At 68.2% G+C, this 19,868-nt stretch carries 16 protein-coding genes; 6 read left to right on the top strand and 10 right to left on the bottom strand.

The window, feature by feature from the left end:
* Positions 1–490 precede the first annotated feature (490 nt).
* The 9 genes from gcvH to nudE form a co-directional block, all read right to left on the bottom strand.
* Complete coding sequence (gene gcvH, locus FHR66_RS17225) at positions 491–886, bottom strand: glycine cleavage system protein GcvH (protein WP_010344201.1); 396 nt, start codon at positions 884–886, stop codon at positions 491–493.
* A 100-nt stretch (positions 887–986) separates the two neighbouring features.
* Positions 987–2,093, bottom strand: a complete 1,107-nt coding sequence (gene gcvT, locus FHR66_RS17230; protein ID WP_160965554.1) for a glycine cleavage system aminomethyltransferase GcvT — start codon at positions 2,091–2,093, stop codon at positions 987–989.
* A 428-nt stretch (positions 2,094–2,521) separates the two neighbouring features.
* Positions 2,522–2,953, bottom strand: coding sequence for an NfeD family protein (locus FHR66_RS17235; protein ID WP_160965556.1), 432 nt, complete (start codon positions 2,951–2,953; stop codon positions 2,522–2,524).
* A 3-nt stretch (positions 2,954–2,956) separates the two neighbouring features.
* Positions 2,957–3,919: an SPFH domain-containing protein gene (locus tag FHR66_RS17240; protein ID WP_160965558.1), complete on the bottom strand. Its 963-nt coding sequence runs from the start codon at positions 3,917–3,919 to the stop codon at positions 2,957–2,959.
* 68 nt (positions 3,920–3,987) lie between these two features.
* The gene (locus FHR66_RS17245) at positions 3,988–4,290 is read right to left on the bottom strand and encodes a DUF962 domain-containing protein (RefSeq protein ID WP_160965560.1); all 303 of its coding nucleotides are present in this window, start codon (positions 4,288–4,290) and stop codon (positions 3,988–3,990) included.
* Between the two features lie 500 nt (positions 4,291–4,790).
* Positions 4,791–5,114: a YnfA family protein gene (locus FHR66_RS17250; protein WP_160965562.1), complete on the bottom strand. Its 324-nt coding sequence runs from the start codon at positions 5,112–5,114 to the stop codon at positions 4,791–4,793.
* Positions 5,111–5,887 (bottom strand): nucleoside triphosphate pyrophosphohydrolase, encoded by a 777-nt coding sequence (mazG, locus tag FHR66_RS17255; RefSeq protein ID WP_237475260.1) that lies wholly within the window; start codon positions 5,885–5,887, stop codon positions 5,111–5,113. Before mazG ends, FHR66_RS17250 begins: the two co-directional genes overlap by 4 nt.
* Before the next feature lie 129 nt (positions 5,888–6,016).
* Complete coding sequence (gene cysQ, locus FHR66_RS17260) at positions 6,017–6,817, bottom strand: 3'(2'),5'-bisphosphate nucleotidase CysQ (RefSeq protein ID WP_160965564.1); 801 nt, start codon at positions 6,815–6,817, stop codon at positions 6,017–6,019.
* The gene (gene nudE, locus FHR66_RS17265) at positions 6,814–7,356 is read right to left on the bottom strand and encodes an ADP compounds hydrolase NudE (protein WP_202394582.1); all 543 of its coding nucleotides are present in this window, start codon (positions 7,354–7,356) and stop codon (positions 6,814–6,816) included. The genes cysQ and nudE overlap by 4 nt, the downstream gene beginning before the upstream one ends.
* Before the next feature lie 86 nt (positions 7,357–7,442).
* Here nudE and bioA point away from each other — a divergent pair, with 86 nt between their 5' ends.
* Both bioA and FHR66_RS17275 read left to right on the top strand, forming a co-directional pair.
* Positions 7,443–8,834 carry an adenosylmethionine--8-amino-7-oxononanoate transaminase gene (bioA, locus tag FHR66_RS17270; RefSeq protein WP_160965568.1) on the top strand — a complete coding sequence of 464 codons (1,392 nt, stop codon included), beginning with the start codon at positions 7,443–7,445 and terminating at the stop codon, positions 8,832–8,834.
* Complete coding sequence (locus tag FHR66_RS17275) at positions 8,825–9,556, top strand: 16S rRNA (uracil(1498)-N(3))-methyltransferase (protein ID WP_160965570.1); 732 nt, start codon at positions 8,825–8,827, stop codon at positions 9,554–9,556. The genes bioA and FHR66_RS17275 overlap by 10 nt, the downstream gene beginning before the upstream one ends.
* A 292-nt stretch (positions 9,557–9,848) precedes the next feature.
* On the opposite strand, the gene FHR66_RS17280 is transcribed toward FHR66_RS17275, so the two are convergent.
* Positions 9,849–10,871 carry a glucokinase family protein gene (locus FHR66_RS17280; protein WP_160965572.1) on the bottom strand — a complete coding sequence of 341 codons (1,023 nt, stop codon included), beginning with the start codon at positions 10,869–10,871 and terminating at the stop codon, positions 9,849–9,851.
* 873 nt (positions 10,872–11,744) lie between these two features.
* Between FHR66_RS17280 and FHR66_RS17285 the strand changes: the two genes are divergently transcribed.
* From FHR66_RS17285 to FHR66_RS17300, 4 genes are all read left to right on the top strand, one after another.
* Positions 11,745–14,405: a TonB-dependent receptor gene (locus FHR66_RS17285; protein WP_160965574.1), complete on the top strand. Its 2,661-nt coding sequence runs from the start codon at positions 11,745–11,747 to the stop codon at positions 14,403–14,405.
* A gap of 99 nt (positions 14,406–14,504) precedes the next feature.
* Positions 14,505–16,199 carry an alpha-L-fucosidase gene (locus FHR66_RS17290; RefSeq protein ID WP_160965576.1) on the top strand — a complete coding sequence of 565 codons (1,695 nt, stop codon included), beginning with the start codon at positions 14,505–14,507 and terminating at the stop codon, positions 16,197–16,199.
* Complete coding sequence (locus FHR66_RS17295; RefSeq protein ID WP_160965578.1) at positions 16,196–17,251, top strand: glycosyl hydrolase family 18 protein; 1,056 nt, start codon at positions 16,196–16,198, stop codon at positions 17,249–17,251. The genes FHR66_RS17290 and FHR66_RS17295 overlap by 4 nt, the downstream gene beginning before the upstream one ends.
* 119 nt (positions 17,252–17,370) lie before the next feature.
* The gene (locus FHR66_RS17300; protein WP_160965580.1) at positions 17,371–19,863 is read left to right on the top strand and encodes a family 20 glycosylhydrolase; all 2,493 of its coding nucleotides are present in this window, start codon (positions 17,371–17,373) and stop codon (positions 19,861–19,863) included.
* Positions 19,864–19,868: the final 5 nt, after the last annotated feature.

A 19,868-nucleotide genomic window follows, 5' to 3' on the forward strand; every position in this document is an offset into this window, starting at 1 on the left:
CACCGCCACGCATGCGACGGCCCTCGCCCACTGCCACCTCGTGCTTCCACCGATGCCGTCGCATGGGTGTGTCGACCGGCGCGGATCGCACAGGTCGCCGGCTGACGCCGGCACACACCGCGCCGTCGCACATCGGCGACGCGCGAAGCGCGCGCCACGTCGCCACTGCCCGCGTCGCCACCCCACGTCGCGCCTGCATGCCGTGCTGCACCTGCGCCGCGTCGGAAAACCGGCACTGACCGACGCGTGGATCGCATGCATCAGCTACCTACAGCTAGGGCGAACGCGTTGTCCTCGCGGTGCTGCCCGGCGACGACCTCACATCGCCTTCGCAGCGACGCACGCGGCGACGCAGCGACGCGGGCTCCGGGATAGCCATACAGAGAAGGGTGCCGCCGACGCGCGGACGGTGACGACCGCACCGCGCGGCGCCCAAAAAGAAACCGGCCGCACTGGGCGGCCGGTTCGGGTGTCGCGACGGGCAGTCGGCTCAGTGGCCGTCTTCCTCAAGCAGTTCGGCGTACTCGTCCGGCGACAGCAGTTCGTTCAACTGCTCGGCATCGTCCGCTTCCAGCACCAGGATCCAGCCTTCGCCGTAGGCGTCTTCGTTGATCGTTTCCGGCTTGTCGCTCAGCGCGGTGTTGACCTCGACCACCTTGCCGCTCAGCGGGCTGTACACGTCCGAGGCGGCCTTGACCGACTCGACCACGGCCACGCCGTTGCCGGCTTCGACGTGATCGCCGACGTTCGGCAGTTCGACGTAGACCAGGTCACCGAGCAGGCCCTGGGCATGGTCGGAGATGCCGATGGTCACGCGACCGTTACCTTCGACGCGGGCCCACTCGTGGGACTTGAGGAATTTGAGGTCGCCAGGGATCTCGCTCATGGGGCTGCTCCGGAAGAAGACGGTATCGAGGATGGGAGGCTAGTGTAGCGAACCGCGCGCGCGGGAACGATGGCGCGCGCGCCGCGGTCGCGGCCCGGACTCAGCCGAGCACGCCGGGCTGGACCTGGCCTTCGCGCACGAACGGGAACTTGACCACGCGCACCGGCACTTCCTTGCCGCGGATGTCCACGCGCACTGCGCCCGGCTCGCCGGCCGGCACCCGCGCGAAGGCGATCGCCTTGCCCAGCGTCGGCGAGAAGGTGCCGGACAGGATCTCGCCGTCGCCGTTGGCGGTCAGCACCTTCTGCCCGTGGCGCAGCACGCCCTTCTCGTCCATCACCAGGCCGATCATCTGCCGCGGCGCGCCGCCGGCCTTCTGCGCCTCGAGCACGGCGCGGCCGATGAAGTCGCGGCCCTCGTCGAGGGTCACGGTCCAGGCCAGCGCGGCCTCGTAGGGCGAGACGCTGTCGTCCATGTCCTGGCCGTAGAGGTTCATGCCCGCTTCCAGGCGCAGCGTGTCGCGCGCGCCCAGGCCAGCCGGCTTGACCCCGGCAGCGATCAGCGCATCCCAGAACGCAGGCGCCTGCTCTTGCGGCAGCACGATCTCGAAGCCGTCCTCGCCGGTGTAGCCGGTGCGCGCGACGAACAGCGGCACGCCATCGATCGAGGTCGCCTCGATCGCGGCGAAGCGGCCGAGCTTCTGCGCCGCGGCACGATCCTGCTCGCGCAACAGGCCGATCGCCTTGGCGCGCGCGTTAGGACCCTGCACCGCGATCATCGCGAAGTCGTCGCGCTCGCGGACCTGCACGCCGAACGCCTGCGCCTGCTCGCCGATCCACGCCAAGTCCTTGGCACGGGTGGCGGCGTTGACCACCAGGCGGAAGAACGCATCGGACATGTAATAGACGATCAGATCGTCGATCACCCCGCCCTGCGGGTTGAGCATGCAGGTGTACAGCGCCTTGCCCGGCGCCTTCAGCTTGTCCACCGAATTGGCCAGCAGATGGCGCAGGAACGCGCGGACCTGCTCGCCGTGCAGATCGACCACGGTCATGTGGCTGACGTCGAACATGCCGGCATCGCGGCGCACCTGGTGGTGTTCGTCGATCTGCGAGCCGTAGTGGATCGGCATGTCCCAGCCGCCGAAGTCGACCATCTTGGCGCCGAGGGCGCGGTGGCTGTCGTTGAGGATGGTCTTCTGGGTCATGGCGCGGGTCCGTGAGAAAAGTCCCCCATTATCGCTGGCGTGGAGCCGGGAGTGGGGAGTCGGGATTGGGGATTCGTAAGAGCGGCTGTCCTGGATCCGAAGGACTGGCGCTCGATCACGCAGTGCCGTAGGAGCGGCTTCAGCGAAGGCTGGGATTGGGGAGTCGGGATTTGGGATTCGCAAGAGCGGCCTTCCTGGACCCGAAGGACTGGCGCTCGATCGCGCAGCGCCGCAGGAGCGGCTTCAGCGAAGGCTGGGATTGGGGATTCGGGATTGGGGATTCGTAGGGGCGGCCGTCCCGATCCGAAGGACTGGCGCCCGATAACGCACTACGCAGGAACAGGTTCAGCCGCGACCTGCCACCGATCTCGGGTCGCGGATGAAGCCGCTCCTGCGAATCCCCAATCCCGACTCCCCAATCCCGGCGTTCAAGCAGCCTGGACGAGCAGCGTCATGCCGTCCACGCCGACGATACGCACCGCGCTGCCCGCGGGCAGGTCGGGGCCGCCGACCACCCAGAACGCATCGTCGACCTTGGCGCGGCCGCGGCCACCGTGGATCGGCTGATCCAGGATCACCACGCGGCCGATCAATTGCTCGGCGCGGCGGTTGAGCAGCGGCTGGTCACTGGCCCGGCCGCGGTTGCGGAACCAGGTGCGATACACCTGGATCGAGACGAAGCTCAGCACCACGAACGCGCCGACCTGCAGCAGCAGGGAGATATCCGGGAACACCAGTACCGCAAGAAACACCGCTGCGGCGGCGAAGCCCATCCACAGCATGAAGGCGCCCGGCGCCAGCGATTCGGCCGCGAACAGCAGCAAGGTCAGGGCACCCCAGGCCACCACCTCAATGCGCATGGCTCAGACTCCGTTGCGTGGCGGCACGCGCGGCACCGCCGGCGGGGTGGTCTGCTTGTTCAGCGCCTCGCGTGCCAACTCGGCGATGCCGGCGATCGAGCCGATGATGCCGCTGGACTCCATCGGCATCAGCACGAACTTCTGGTTCGGCGCGGTGGCCAGTTCCTTGAACGCCTCCACGTACTTCTGCGCGATGAAGTAGTTGATCGCCTGCACGTCGCCCTCGGCGATCGCCTTGGACACCATCGCCGTCGCCCGCGCTTCGGCTTCGGCCAGGCGCTCGCGCGCCTCGGCGTCGCGGAAAGCGGCCTCCTTGCGGCCTTCGGCCTCCAGCACCGCCGCCTGCTTCTCGCCGTCGGCGCGCAGGATCTCCGACTGCCGCGAGCCCTCGGCCTCGAGGATCTGCGCGCGCTTCTCGCGCTCGGCCTTCATCTGCCGGGCCATCGAGTCGATCAGGTCGCGCGGCGGCTGGATGTCGCGGATCTCGATGCGGGTGACCTTGATGCCCCACGGATTGGTGGCATGGTCGACCACGTTCAACAGCTGCGCGTTGATGGTCTCGCGCTGGCTCAGCGACTCGTCCAGGTCCATCGAGCCGATCACGGTACGGATGTTGGTCTGCACCAGCGCGATGGTGGCGATCTCCAGGTTGGACACTTCATACGCCGCCTTGGCGGCATCCAGCACCTGGAAGAACACCACGCCGTCCACCCGCACCACCGCGTTGTCCTTGGTGATGACGTCCTGGCTGGGCACGTCCAGCACCTGTTCCATCATGTTGACCTTGCGGCCCACGCCATACATCCACGGGATCAGGAAGTGCAGGCCGGGCGAGAGCGTGTGGGTGTAGCGGCCGAAGCGCTCCACCGTCCACTGGAAGCCCTGCGGCACCATGCGCACGGTCTTGAACAGCACCACCACGCCGAAGAACAGGATCACCAGCGTGAGGAAGAAGGTAGACGGCATCAGGTTGCTCCATTAACCAGAATAAGGAATCGAATCGGCAGTATAGCCAGCGCAGGCGCACGTGCCGGTCACCAGCGGATGCGCCCCAGCAGCATGTCCTTGAACATCACCCAGTCGCCGGCGAGCGAGTACAGCGGGTGCTTGAAGGTGGCTGGCCGGTTCTTCTCGAACACGAAATGGCCGATCCAGGCGCAGCCGTAGCCGCAGACCGGCGCCGCCCACAGCCAGCGCGGCTGGCCGGTGCACAGTGCCAGCAGCAGGCTCGCCAGCACGCCGAGGCTGCCGACGAAATGCAGCCGTCGCGACACCCGATGCCGGTGCTCGCTCAGATAGAACGGATAGAACTCACGGAAGCTGGCGAAGCGGCGCATGCGATGGCCCTCCCGAGGCAACGCAGGCGTCCAGCATACGCCGGGAGCGCGGGTGTCGCTCGCAGCGGACGGATGCGACGCGCAGGTGCGGTCGCCGGATGTGCTCACGCAGGAGACCGCAGAGCCGCACCAGGCATGTCTACGATTCGGTGACCGCATGGAAACCGCCCAGCTGCAAAGAACTGCTGCAGGGCACAACGCCTCGGAAGCGGGACACGTCATCGCGTTGCGGGCAAGGCGTCGGGTCATCTCCATTCACGCGCTGCGCAGCGCCAACGCAGCAGGACGTGCGGTGAGTTTCGCAGGAACGGGTTCAGCCGCTACACGACTCGCCGATGGCACGTTGCGCCGCTGCAGAGCACCGCCAATCGCAACGAAATGTGTCCTGTAGGAGCGGCTTCAGCCGCGAAGGGCTTTACCGGGAACGCCCGTCGCGGCTGAAGCCGCTCCTACGCGCTGGCCGGCCTCTCGTTGTCGCAAGACAGCCTGCCGCGCAAACCTCAGCCCTGCCGTGGCGCGAACATGATCACCGCCATGCCGAGCAGGCACAGCCCGGCGCCGAGCAGGTCCCAGCGCGTGGGGCGCATCCCCTGCACCGTCCACAACCACAGCAAGGCGACGGCGACATAGACGCCGCCGTAGGCCGCATAGACGCGGCCGCTGGCGGCCGGATGCAGGGTCAGCAGCCAGACGAAGGCCGCCAGGCTGCCTGCGGCCGGCAGCAGCAGCCAGGCGCTGCGCTGTTCGCGCAGCCAGAGATAAGGCAGGTAGCAGCCGACGATTTCCGCGACGGCGGTCAGCACGAACAGCAGCAGCGTCTTCATCCGGCTGCGGCGCGCTCTTCGTCCTTGGCGCGCTGCCAGTACGCCTCCTGCTCCATCAGGGCCAGGCCGTCCAGCGCACCACCGTCCTGCTGCGCCAGCCGCTCCATCGCGCGGAAGCGGCGCTCGAACTTGAGGTTGGCGTGGCGCAGCGCGGCGCCGACATCGACCTTGGCGTGCCGCGCCAGATTGGCGCAGACGAACAGCAGGTCGCCGATCTCGTCCTGCAGCCGTGCCGGATCGGCCGCGGCGCCCTGTGCCAGTTCCGCGCGCACTTCCTCGAGTTCTTCCTGCACCTTGTCCAGCACCGGCGCCGGGCCGGGCCAGTCGAAGCCGACCCGCGCCGCGCGCGACTGCAGCTTCAGCGCACGCTGCCATTCCGGCAGGCCGCGCGCGATGCCGGCCAGCACCGAGCCATCGCGCTCGCCGGCGGCGGCGCGCTCGGCGCGCTTGATCTCCTCCCACTTCAGCGTCTGCTGCTGGGCATCGGCGACCTGGCTGTCGCCGAACACGTGCGGGTGGCGGCGCACCATCTTGTCGCAGATCGCCGCGACCACATCGTCGAAGCCGAACGCCCCCTGCTCGCGCGCCATCTGCGCATGAAACACCACCTGCAGCAGCAGATCGCCGAGTTCGTCCTTCAGCCCGGCCAGATCCTGGCGGTCGATCGCGTCGGCCACTTCGTAGGCCTCTTCGATCGTGTACGCGGCGATGCTGGCGAAATCCTGCTCCAGGTCCCAAGGGCAGCCCCGCGCGGGATCGCGCAGGCGCGCCATGATGTCGAGCAGGGCGGGAAGGTCGTAGCGGGCTGGAGTCACGGGCAGGTTCCGATGCGACGGCACCGCTGCCGCCTGCCGCCTAGTGTGGCAGAGCGCGCGCCATGCAGCGCGCGCTCGCGGCGCGGCTCAGCCCAGCCAGTCGCGCCAGGGCAGCGCCGGATCGCCCAGCGCCACGAAGTCGCCGTTGAGCAGCGATTCGCGGCGGTTGTAGCGGAACGGCTTGCCGGTCGCGGCGGCCAGCAGCGCACCGCCGGCGGCCTGCAGCACGCACTGTCCGGCGGCGGTGTCCCACTCCGAGGTCGGGCCGAAGCGCGGGTACACGTCCAGGTCGCCGTCGGCGATCCGGCAGAACTTCAGCGAGGAACCCTGCGCGACGAGTTCGATCTCGCCCATGCGCTGCAGCAGCGCGTCGGTGCGCGCATCGCGGTGCGAGCGACTCGCCGCCACCCGCAGCGGCGCGGTGGCCGGCCGGCGGGTGTTCAGCGCGGTATCGCGAAAGCCTTCGCGGCGGTACGCCTGCTCGCCACGCACCGCATGCCAGACGCGGCCGTCCACCGGCGCCTGGACCACGCCGAACACCGGCGCACCCTGGTGGATCAGGGCGATGTTGACGCTGAACTCGCCATTGCGCTTGACGAACTCGCGGGTGCCGTCGAGCGGGTCCACCAACCAATAGGTGGTCCAGTGCTCGCGCACCTCCCACGGAATCTGCGCCGATTCCTCGGACAGCACCGGCAGGTCCGGGGTGAGCCGTTCCAGGCCTTCGACGATGATCTGGTGCGCGGCCAGGTCGGCCTGGGTCAACGGGCTGGCATCGGCCTTGTGCTCCACCTCGAAGCCGGTGGCGTAGACGGACATGATCGCCGCGGCGGCATCGATGGCGATGGCGATCACGGTTTCGCGCAAATCACTGGTCAGACGGATCATTCGGCGCGACCCAGCCACTCGCGGGCAATGAACAGCGCCGCCAGCGAACGCCCCTCGGAAAAATCTTCACGCAACATCAGTTGATCCAGTTCAGCCAGTTTCCAGGGCACCACTTCCAATTCCTCCGGCTCGTCGCCGGCTAGTCGTTCGGGATAGAGATCTTGCGCGAGCACCAGCCACGACTGGTGGCTCATGTAGGTCGGCGCCAGGGTCATCGCGCGCAGCACGCGCAGTTGCCGCGCGCCGTAGCCGGCCTCCTCCTTGAGTTCGCGGTCGGCCGCCTGCAGCGGGGTCTCGCCGGCATCGATGCGGCCCTTGACCAGGCCCAGCTCGTAGCGGTGCACGCCGGCGGCGTATTCGCGCACCAGCAGCACGGTCTGCGCATCCAGCATCGGCACCACCACCACCGCGCCGTGGCCCGGCGCCTTGAGCCGGTGGAACACGCGGCGTTCGCCGTTGCTGAATTCCAGGTCCAGCTCCTCGACCTGGCGCTCGGCAGCCGTTTCGCTGCGCGCACGCACGGCGTGGATGACCGGCAACGGCCGGGTCACGCCGGCACCCTGCGGCGCCGGGCGGCGTCGATCGATAGAATGCGCTGAGCGAAGAACCTGTTCATGAGCGCGAAATGCTATCAGACCTGACCGCAGCACAGATGGCCGACGCGTGGCGCACGCGTGATCTGGCCGTGCTTTGGCACCCGTGCACGCAGATGCGCGAGCACCCCGATACCCTGCCCCTGGTCCCGATCGCACGTGGCGAAGGCGCCTGGCTGATCGACCACGGCGGCCGCCGCTACCTGGATGCGGTGAGCAGCTGGTGGACCAACCTGTTCGGCCACGGCGAGCCGCGCATCGCCGCCGCCATCGCCGCCCAGGCCACGCAACTGGAGCAGGTGATGCTGGCCGGCTTCAGCCACGAACCGGCGGTGCTGCTGGCCGAACAGCTGCTGGCGCTGGCGCCGCGCCAGGAGGGTCGCGCGCCACTGGCCAAGGTGTTCTATGCCGACAACGGCTCGGCCGGCGTGGAAGTGGCGCTGAAGATGGCCTTCCACTATTTCCAGAACCGCGGTGAGCCGGGGCGCACCCGCTTCGTCGCGCTGGAGAACGGCTACCACGGCGAGACCATCGGTGCGCTGTCGGTCGGCGACATCCCGCTGTACCGCCGGGTGTACGCGCCGCTGCTGGCCGAGGCGCTGTTCGCGCCCTCGCCCGACGCCTACCAGGCCGCGCCCGGGCAGAGCGCGCGCGAACGCGCCGAAGCCGCCGCCGATGCGCTGGCCGACCTGTTCGACCGCCATCCCGGCGAGATCTGCGCGGTGATCCTGGAACCGCGCCTGCAGTGCGCCGGCGGCATGCGCATGCACGATCCGGCCTATCTGCGCCGGGCGCGCGAACTGTGCGACGCCAACGGCGCCTTCCTGATCGCCGACGAGATCGCCACCGGTTTCGGCCGCACCGGCACCCTGTTCGCCTGCGAGCAGGCCGGGGTGATGCCGGACCTGCTGTGCCTGTCCAAGGGCCTGACCGGCGGCTTCCTGCCGCTGTCGGCGGTGCTGGCCACCCAGCATCTGTACGACGCCTTCCTCGACGACAGCCGCGAACGCGCCTTCCTGCATTCGCACAGCTACACCGGCAATCCGCTGGCCTGCGCGGCGGCGCTGGCGTCGCTGCGGATCCTGCAGGAGGACGACGTGATCGCGCGCAACCGCAGCACTGCCGAAACCATGCGCGCGCTGTCGGCACCGTTCGCCGAGCATGCGCACGTGGCCGACGTGCGCCAGGCCGGCATGGTGGTGGCGTTCGAACTCACCCGCAACGGCGACAAGCGCACGCCTTTCCCTGCGTCCGCGCGCGTCGGCCTGCACGCCTACCGCGCCGCGCTGGAGCGCGGGGTGGTGCTGCGTCCGCTCGGCGACGTGCTGTACTGGATGCCGCCGTACTGCGTGGACGCCGCGCAACTGGCGCTGCTGGCCGAAACCACCCTGGCGGCGATCGACGAGGCGGTGGCATGCGCCTGACCCGCTGCCACGTGGACCTGCCGCTGCACGCCGGCGCCGAACTGAGCCTGCCGGAGGACGTCGCCAATCACCTGCTGCGCGTGCTGCGGCTGCGCGAAGGCGATCCCTGCGTGCTGTTCAACGGCGACGGCTGCGATTACGACGCCGAACTGCTGCAGGCCGGCAAGCGCAACGCCAGCGTGCGCATCGGCGCAGCGCGGCCGGCCGACAACGAGTCGCCGCTGGCGATCACCCTGCTGCAGGGCGTGGCGCGCGGCGAGAAGATGGACCTGATCCTGCAGAAGGCCACCGAGCTCGGCGTCGCCGCGATCGTGCCGGTGTGGGCCGAGCGCACCGAAGTGAAGCTGGATGCGGCGCGGGTGGACAAGCGCGTGGCGCACTGGCGCAGCGTGGTGATCTCGGCCTGCGAACAGTCCGGCCGCGCGCGCGTGCCGCAACTGAGCGCGCCGCTGGCGCTGGCCGATGCCGCGCGCGCCGCGGCGGACAGCCCGTGCCGGCTGATCCTGGATCCGCAGGGCGAACACCGGCTGCGCTCGCTGGACATCGGCGGCGACGCGGCGACGATCGCGATCGGCCCGGAAGGCGGCTGGTCGCCGCGCGACCGCGCCACGCTGGAGACGGCAGGCTTCGTCGGCCTGCGCCTGGGGCCGCGCATCCTGCGCACCGAGACCGCCGGCCTGGCCGCGATCGCGGCGCTGCAGGCGCACCACGGCGACCTGTGAGTTCGCGTACGCGATGACGTAAACAGCGACGCCACGCCGCGCTCGCGCCGCTGGAAGCGAGAGGACTCCCAGGGAAATTCGACAGCGCTCGGCCCGTGACCTGCACAGGAAGGGGCGTGGCTCCCTACTCGGCCTGCACGTCACCCCGCAGGCGCGATCGCAGCGGCAACAGCGCTGCTGGCGTGGATGACATATATAAGTGTCTGCGCGACGCGACCGGCGACGCAGGTCTGGCGCGACGCGCTCAACCGCAGGGCGCATCCATCGGCGCGGCCATCGCCGCGCCAGGCGCTCAGTGACGCTGCTGCAGGAACCAGTTCGCCGCGCCGATCACCCCGAGCTGGCCGTGTTCGACCAGCTTCACCGGGATCTGCTCCAGCGCCGGACGCATCGCGCCCTTGTTCAAGTAGCGCTCGACGAAACTGCTGGCGGACAGGAACGCGCCGATCTGCGGCAGGAAACCGCCGGCCAGGTAGATGCCGCCCTGCACGCCGTACAGCAGCGCCATGTCGCCGATCACGCTGCCGAGCAGGCCGCAGAACGCCGACAGCGCCTCGTGCGCCAGTGGATCGCCGCCGGCCAGGGCGGCCGCGGTGATGTCGCCCGGTGCGGCATGCGCGGGCGTGGCGCCACGCAGGTCGCACAACACGCGATAGAGATTGAGCAGGCCCGGGCCGGACAGGAAATGCTCCATCGGTACATAGGGGCGATCGCGCAACAGGCGCTGCGCCAGCGCCAGTTCCAACGCGTTGCCGACCGGTAGTGCGGCATGGCCGGCTTCGGTGGGCAGCACCACGGCGCCGCCATGGGTGGGAATCCACACTGCGGCGCCAAGACCGGTGCCCGGACCGATCACCAACGCCGGCCCGCGCTGCGCCTTGCGCGGCCCGGTCAGATGCAGCACTTCGCTGGCGTCCATCGACGCCGCCGCATACGCCACCGCTTCGAAATCGTTGACCAGGTGCAGCGCCTTCAAACCCAGGCGTTCGCGGATCTCCGGGGGCGACAGCGTCCACGGCAGATTGGTGGTGATGACGCGGCCATCCTCGAGCGCATAACCGGCGCTGGCGATCACCCCGCGGGTCGGCTTCGGGCCCTGCACCTGGTCCAGAAACTCGCCGATGATCTCGGCCAGACCGGGATAGTCGGCGCAGCGGTACTTGCGGTAATCCAGCACATCGACGGACGGCGCCGGGCCGGCATCGGCAGCGCGCGCGACCAGGCCGATCCGGACATGGGTTCCGCCGACATCGGCAGCAATGAAGGGCTCGGCGCGCGGCACGGCCGCTGCCACTGATGAACTGCTTGCGGACACGTCTTCTCCCGTTGCGCCAGAGCAGGCGCACGCCGATTCGGCCGATTGATCGATCGAGTGTCCGATCACCCTGACAACGTTGTCAAGATGAATTTCACAACCTTGTCGTTTTGTCTTCATCGCCTCGACTTCGTGCGGCCGATCGCCTTGTTAGGTGGATGGCCGCTGGTCGCCATCCGTTGCATGGGTGAACATCCGTCGCAAAACTTCGCCGCATTGCACAAATTTCTGCGGCCTGCCCGACACCCCGGCAGCCCTTGCCACGCATTGGCCTGTCGGCCCCGATGCCGGTGTCGCATACGTGTTCGGCCATGTTTTCTTTTGTAGACAAGCACCTAGAGCGGGCGCCGGACACCCCGTGAAAGCCTCTGGAAAGATGCCGCAGCGAGCCTTGCTTGCAATCGTCAAAACCGCGTGAAACGGGTGTTGACAACGCTGTCAGCGCTACGACAGACTCGGCTCACACAAGTTTTACAACTTCAAGACATGCCACGTTCAGGGGATTCAGACACAGCGACGCATCGCCGCTCCTCCCGCGCCAGGTGGCAGGACGCGCGCTGACGCTGCGGGCGGCATCCCCCGAACCGACGAGACCACGCCCGATGCCGGGCACGGACGCAGCGCGCCCGGACCAGGCAGCAGGTGCACTGCTTCATTGCTGGACTTGGTTGTTACCTGCAGGAACACAGGAAGGACTGGCGCCCTCGATGCCGCCGGTTGGCTACTTCCGCGTCAGCGACCGGACGACGCGCATCGAGATGCGATCCGCGCAGCGCCACCAGGCGCGGCGCCATCCACAAGGCCGGGCAGCGGCCAGCACGCCGGAACATCGGTTGCACCTCATGCCCAAGTACTCACCCAGAGGTTTAGCCAATGAATAGCCGCACCACGACCTTAGCCATCAGCATCATGGCCGCGCTGTACCTGTCCGGTAACGCCGCCGCGCAGGAAGCGCCCGCTTCCGCCAACGCGGATTCCAAGAACGTCCAGCAACTGGATGCCATCACCGTCACCGGCTACCGCGCCTCGCTGGAGAAGAGCCAGTCGGTGAAGCGCTCGGCCAACTCCATCGTCGATGCGATCAGCGCCGAGGACATCGGCAAGTTCCCGGACACCAATGCCGCCGAGTCGCTGGCGCACCTGCCGGGCATCAGCGTGGACCGCCAGTTCGGCGAAGGCGAGAAGGTCAGCATCAACGGCACCGATCCGGCGCTGAACCGCGTGCTGCTCAATGGCCAGACCATCGCCTCGGGCGACTGGGGCGGCAACCCGACCGACACCAGCGGCCGTACCTTCAACTACACCCTGCTGTCGCCGGAAATCATCGGCCTGATGGAGGTCTACAAGACCCCGGAAGCGCGCATCGACGAAGGCTCGATCGGCGGCACCGTGATCGTGCACACCCGCAAGCCGCTGGACCTGCCGAAGAACACCATCCGCGGCTCGATCGGCTACAACTACAACGACCGCTCGGAAGAAGGCAATCCGCGCGGCTCGGCGCTGTGGAGCTGGAAGAACGACGACGAGACCTTCGGTGCGTTGATCTCCGCCACCCACGACAAGCAGGACCTGTCGCGCGCCGGCATCGAGTTCTTCGGCTACAACACCGGCGCGGGCATCCCGCCGACCGCGCGTATCTCCGGCGACGGTGGTAACGTCGCGACCGCCAAGATCCCGGTGGGCATCAACAGCGCCTTCTTCCAGCAGACCCGCGAGCGCAACGGCCTGCAGGGCGCGCTGCAGTGGAAGCCGAACGATCAGAACGAGTTCAACCTGACCGGCATCTACATCAAGGGCAAGTACAACAACTTCAGCGAATCGCGCTACGTCTGCCCTGGCTGCGGCGACCAGGACAAGATCACCAGCGCGACCGTGCAGAACGGCTACGTCACGCAGGCGACGGTCACCGACGGCGCAGGCAACGGCAAGCAGCCGTATGCGCAGCTGGACACCAACTACCGCGAAAGCACCGTCACCACCAAGAGCCTGAACCTGCGCCACGACTTCTACGGCGACAAGTGGGTGTTCACTTCGCAGGTCGGCACCACCGAGGCCACCGGCGGCAAGAACCCCGAGTACCTGATGAAGTTCCTGCTGAAGGACGGCGGCTACAACTTCGGTTACGACGGCAGCCACACCGACGTCAATTACGACAACGCCAGTGCCGCGAACTGGGGCCTGGTCGGTTCGCCGGCTGGCCTGGCCGCCGGGTCCACCGACGCGTCGGCGATGCAGGCCGGCGGTATCTACTACGCCAAGAGCACGGACAAGGAGAAGTACTTCCAGTTCGACGCCGCCCGCGATCTGGACTGGGGCCCGCTGAACAAGCTGCAGCTCGGCTACAAGTACATCAACCACGACAACGGCGTCGACGCTCGCGGCAACCGCATCAACACCACCAACGCGATCTCGCTGACCGACTTCAGCCCCGGCAGCACCCCGAGCGGCCTGTACGACGGCCTGGGCGCCAGCGGCGACCTGACCAACTGGCCGACCGCCAACCTCAACTCGGTGATCAGCTACCTGCGCGGGCAGCCGCAAGGTCCGTACACCCGAGACTACGGCTCCTCGTTCGACGTCAAGGAAATCACCAGCGACCTGTACGCGCAGCTGAACTTCGAGTCAGGCGCGTGGCGTGGCAACCTGGGCGTGCGCTATGTCGACACCAAGGACAAGTCGCTGTACTGGCAGAGCGCCGATGGCGGCGCGAACTATAGCCAGACCACGGTGAGCAAGCAGTACTACAAGCCGCTGCCGAGCTTCAACCTGGCCTACGATCTGGACACCGACAAGGTGCTGCGCTTCTCCGTGGCCAAGGTGATGGCGCGTCCGCGCTACGGCGATCTGGCCGGTTCGTTCACCATCAACAGTGCCAACGGCAACCTGACCGCCAGCGGCGGCAATCCGGACCTGAAGCCCTACGAGTCGACCAACTACGATCTGGCCGCCGAGTGGTACTTCGCCCCGTCCAGCATGCTGTCGGCGGAAGTGTTCTACCGCGACATCAGCTCGTACATCGTCACCACCACCTCGCAACAGCAGTTGACCGATGCGGTGAGCGGCGTCAGCGGCCTGTTCACGGTGACCTCGCCGATCAACGCTTCCGACGCCAAGGTCAAGGGTGCCTCGCTGAACTACCAGCAGGCATACGCCTACGGCTTCGGTCTGCAGGCGAACTACACCTACGCCACCGCCGACGCCAGCACCGGCCTGAACCTGCCGTACCTGTCGAAGAACACCTACAACGTGATCCCCTACTGGGAAAACGGCCCGTGGATGGTGCGGCTGAACTACAGCTACCGCTCCAAGTACTTCACCCAGGTCGGCCGCCTGAACTCGCAGGTGTTCACCGACGAGTACAAGCAGCTGGATCTGACCGCCTCGTACGAGATCAATGACTGGATGAGCGTGAGCTTCAGCGCGACCAACCTGCTCGACTCGACCTACTACTGGTACAACGAGGTCAAGTACGCGCCGATCGGCATGTACAAGAACGGCCGCGGCTACCAGGCGCAGCTGAACTTCAAGTTCTGATGTAGCACCGGCGCGCCACCGTCCCTCCACGGTGGCGCGCTTTTTCGTGTCCGGCGCGGCGGCGCCGGCATCGTCTTCTGCAACAAGGAGTGCCGTTCCATGACGACCGAGACCCGCCCCCGTGCGGACCGATCCCGCCACGCCGGAGCCGCACGCCAGACCCTGGCCAGCGCGCTGGCCCTCATGCTCGCGCTGACGGCCCTGCCCGCCGGCGCCGCGGACGCGCCGTCGCCGACTGCGCCCACCGCCACCACGCTCAGTCCGGAACAGATCGACCAGCAGTGGCTGCAGGCCACCGCCAAGTACGCGCCCGAACGCGCGCGTCTGGTGCGCGAAGCCAACGACGGCGCACGCGGCGGACCGTTCCGGCCCGACTGGACCTCGCTCAAGCAGTACCGCTCGCCGTCCTGGTACGACAACGCCAAGTTCGGCATCTTCATCCATTGGGGCGTGTTCTCGGTGCCGGCCTTCGGCAACGAGTGGTACTCGCGCAACATGTACCAGCAGGGCAGCAAGGACTACCTGCATCACCGCCAGACCTACGGCCCGCAGTCGCGCTTCGGCTACAAGGACCTGATCCCGCTGTTCACCGCGCCCAAGTTCGATCCGCAGGCCTGGGCCACGCTGTTCCGCGACTCCGGCGCCCGCTACGTGGTGCCGGTGGCCGAGCACCACGACGGCTTCGCGATGTACGACTCGCAGCTGTCGGACTGGACCGCGGTGAAGATGGGCCCCAAGCGCGACGTGATCGGCGAGCTGTCCAAGGCGATCCGCGCGCAGGGCCTGCATTTCGGCCTGTCCTCGCACCGCGCCGAGCACGACTGGTTCTTCGACGGCGGCCGCCAGTTCGACTCGGACGTCAACGACCCGCGCTACGCCGGCCTGTACGGCCCCGCGCAGGTGCGGCTGCCGGGCAAGGACGACGCCGACGTGCACAACGACTGGACCCCGGTCTCGCAGGCCTGGCTGGACGACTGGCTGGCGCGCACCACCGAACTGATCGACCGCTACGACCCGGACCTGATCTATTTCGATTGGTGGATCGCGCACCCGACCTTCCGCGGCACGCTGCCGACGATGCTGTCGTACTACTACAACCACGGCGCGGCCAAGGGCGGCGTGGTGGTGAACTACAAGCTCGGCGCCTTCCCCGAGGGCGCCGGCACGTTGGACATCGAACGCGGCCAGCTCACCGGCATCCATCCCACGCACTGGCAGACCGACACCTCGGTCAGCAACGCCTCGTGGGGCTATGTCGAGAACGACACCTACAAGACCCCGACCTTCATCATCCACATGCTGGTGGACGTGGTCAGCAAGAACGGCAACCTGATGCTCAACATCGGGCCGCGCGCCGACGGCTCGATCCCGGACACCGAACGCGCGATCCTGTTGTCGATCGGCAAGTGGCTCAAGACCAACGGCGAGGCGATCTACGACAGCACGCCATGGCGCACCTATGGTGAAGGCCCGACCGAAGTGGTCGGCGGCACCTTCCAGGACACCAAGACCAAGCCGTACACGCCCGAGGACTTCCGCTTCACCACCGGCCACGGCGCGCTGTACGCGATCGAGCTGGGCTGGCCGGCCGACGGCAAGGCGCTGATCCGCTCGCTGAAGCCGGCCGATGGCGTGCGCGGCGTCACCCTGCTCGCCACCGGCAAGCCGGTGCCGTTCGAGCAACGTACCGACGGCCTGCACCTGCGCCTGCCGGCCAAGCCGGTGGGCGAACACGCCTACGTGTTCCGCATCGACCTGTCCTCCCCCACCCCGCCAACGGATCCCTCCCGATGATGAAGCGTTTCGCAGGGCTGCTGTTCGCCCTCGCCCTGGTCTGCGGACCGGCCATGGCCAAGAACCCGACCGCGCTGTTCTATCTGATGAACACGCAGAAATCGACCAACTCCTTCCTGGCCCACGTCGACAAGATCGACGTAGTGGTGCCGACCTGGTACGGCGTGGATCAGAATGGCCTGGTCAATGGCACCCCGAACATGTACCTGTACGAGATCGCCAAGCAGCACAAGCTGCGGGTGATGCCGATCCTGTCGATGACCGCCGGCCGCGACGGCTTCCACAAGCTGCTGCACGACGAGGACGCCAAGCAGCGCATGATCGCGGCGCTGCTGATCCACGGCCGCAAGCACGGCTACGACGGCTTCCAGTTCGATTTCGAGAGCATCGCCTGGACTGACCGCGACGCCTATTCGCTGATGGTCAAGCAGACCGCCGAGGCGCTGCACAAGGCCGGCTTCAAGCTGTCGGTGGCGGTGGTGCCGAACGCGCCGGGCTATGCCGAAGGCGGGGCGTTCTCCAAGTGGATGTGGGAGTACTGGCGCGGCGCCTACGACCTCAAGGCGCTGGGCGCCTCGGCCGACCTGATCAGCCTGATGACCTACGACCAGCACACCCGCTGGACCACGCCCGGCCCGGTGGATGGCATGGTGTGGATGAAGAAGCACCTGGACTACGCGCTGACCCAGGTGCCGAAGGACAAGCTGTCGCTGGGCATCGCCACCTACGGCTACCGCTGGTACACCGGCAATCCGGTCAAGGCCGACGGCACCGAAGCCTCGAACATCACCGCCGACTACATCGACGCCGACGAGTCGTTCCCGCTGGCGGAAGAGCAGCATGCCACCGTGCAATGGGACCCGGTGGAGCAGGAGTCGTGGTTCTACTTCTACCGCGACGACATGCGCGAGTGGGTGTTCCGCCCGGACGCGCGCAGCTTCCGCGCGCGTTACGAGCTGACCAAGCAGTACGGCCTGGAAGGCTTCAGCTGCTGGGTGCTGGGCGCCGAAGATCCCAAGGTCTGGGACGAACTGCCGACCGCGGCGCGCTGAGCGGCCGTCACGATCGAGATGCGGGACGAGGGCATGCGGCGCGCAGCGAAAGCGCCGCGCTCACCCCAGGCTACCCCACAGCCTCTACGATACGCATCTCGATCGCTTGAGGTAGACCGATGACTGAAGTGGGTGCACACCCCCGATTGCCGCACCGCCCGATGCCCGCCAGCGCGCGCATCGCGGCGGCCTCCCGCAACGCCTGGCTGGGGTTGTCCCTGCTCGCCTGTGGCAGCCTGCTCGGCGGCTGCGACCGCGCCCCGCCGCCGGCGCCGACGCCCGCGGCCAAGCCCGCCGTGGCCCCGCCGCCTGCCCCGAAACACGATGACGACGACGACAAGACCCCGCTGCCGCTGATCCCGGCGCCGGTCAAGGCCGAGCGCGACGGCGGCACCCTCACCATCGGCACCGGCAGCGTGCTGTCGGTGCCCAACGACGATCCCGGCGCGCAGCGCGTGGCCGAGCAACTGTCGCAATTGCTGAGCAAGACCCGCGGCCTGAACCTGGAAGTGCGCGCGGAGACCATCCCCGCCAACGGCAGCATCCGCCTGCAGCTCAATCCCAATACCGAGGTTGCGCAGGTCGAGGGCTACACGCTGGACGTAGACCCGCACACCATCCTGATCCAGGCGCGCGACGAACGTGGCCTGTTCTACGGCGCGATCAGCGCCTGGCAGTTGATGACCCCCGACGCCGGCAAGGGCGAGGTGGACGTGCCGCAGGTGCACATCCGCGACTGGCCGCGCTTCGGCTGGCGCGGCGTGCTGCTCGACGTGGCGCGGCATTTCCACGGCCCGGACACGGTCAAGCGCCTGCTCGACGCGATGGCCCAGCACAAGCTCAACGTGCTGCACCTGCACCTGACCGACGACCAGGGCTGGCGCATCGAGATCAAGCGCTATCCCAAGCTCACCGAGATCGGCGCCTGGCGCACCCCGCCCGGCGCCGGCAGCCACGGCCTGCCCGATCGCTACGGCGGCTTCTACACCCAGGACCAGATCCGCGACCTGGTGGCCTACGCCGCAGAACGCCACATCACCATCGTGCCGGAGCTGGACATGCCCGGCCACGCCCAGTCCGCAGTGGCGGCGTACCCGGAACTGGTCGGGGTGACCCGGCAGCGGCCCAAGGTGTCGGTGGACTGGGGCGTCAATCCGTACCTGTTCAACACCAACGCCAAGAGCATGACCTTCATCCAGGGCGTGCTGGACGAAGTGCTGCAGCTGTTCCCCTCGCCGTACATCCACATCGGCGGCGACGAAGCGGTCAAGGACCAGTGGGAGCGCTCGCCGGCGGTGCGCGCGCAGATGCGCAAGCTCGGCATCAAGGACGCGCATGCGCTGCAGGGCTGGTTCAACCAGCAGCTGGCCGACTACCTGACCCAGCACCAGCGGCGCCTGATCGGCTGGGACGAGATCCTGGAAGGCGGGCTGCCGGCCAGTGCGTCGGTGATGTCCTGGCGCGGCGTGGACGGCGCGGTCGCCGCCGCCAAGCAAGGCCACGACGTGGTGCTGGCGCCGGCCGGCTGGATGTACCTGGACAACCTGCAGAGCGCGCGCAACGACGAGCCCAACGGCCGCCTGGCGACGCTGCCGCTGCAGAAGGTCTACGGCTTCGACCCGGTGCCGACCGCGCTCAGCGCCGAGGAAAGCAAGCACGTGCTCGGCGTGCAGGCGGCGCTGTGGAGCGAGTACATCCCCTCCGCCTGGCATATCGACCATGCGCTGTTCCCGCGGCTGAGCGCGGTGGCCGAGGCCGGCTGGTCGCCGATGGCCGCGCGCGACTGGAACGGCTTCCTGCAGCGCCTGCCGGCGCAGCTGGATCGCTACCGCACGCAGGGCATCGCCTACGGCGACGGCGCCTTCGCTCCGGACATCGCGCTGCAGGGCGGCGACAACGCGGCGCTGGACAGCGGCAAGGCCACCGTGGTGCTGGGCAACCAGGCCAAGTTCGGCAGCTTCCGCTACACCACCGACGGCAGCGAGCCCAAGGCCGACTCGCCGCGCTACACGGCGCCGTTCGCGGTGACCCTGCCGGTCACCGTGCGCGCGGCCACCTTCGCCGACGACGGCCGCCTGCTGGCCGCGCCGCGCAGCCGCATCCTCGACCGCGCCAATCTGCTCAGCCGCGATACCCAGGGCCTGGCCTCGTGCGAGGGCGGCGAGCTGGGCCTGCGCGTGCCGCTGTTGCCGGACCTGGCCGACCAGGACACGCCGGTGTTCAACATCGACCTGTTCACCAGTTGCTGGCGCTACGCCGACGCGCGCCTGGACGGCATCGACCGCATCCGCATCGACGCCGCACGGCTGGCGCGCAACTACGGACTGGCGCACGACCAGGCCAAGGTCAAGCGCTACCCGGCGCACAGCGCGCGCGGCGAGTTCGAAGTGCGGCTGGGCGACTGCAAGGGCAAGCTGCTGGCGCGGCTGCCGCTGCCGGCCGGCAAGACCCTGGGCGACCAGTTTGCGCTGGAAGCACGGCTGCCCAAGCAGACCGGCGTGCACGACCTGTGCCTGCGCTCCACCGCGCCCATCGCCGGCCCGTACTACGCCATCGGCGCCGTCCATCTGATCGACACCGCGGCGCAGGCGCCCCCCGCCGCCGCGCACTGACCACG

Source organism: Xanthomonas sp. F4, from assembly GCF_011761895.1.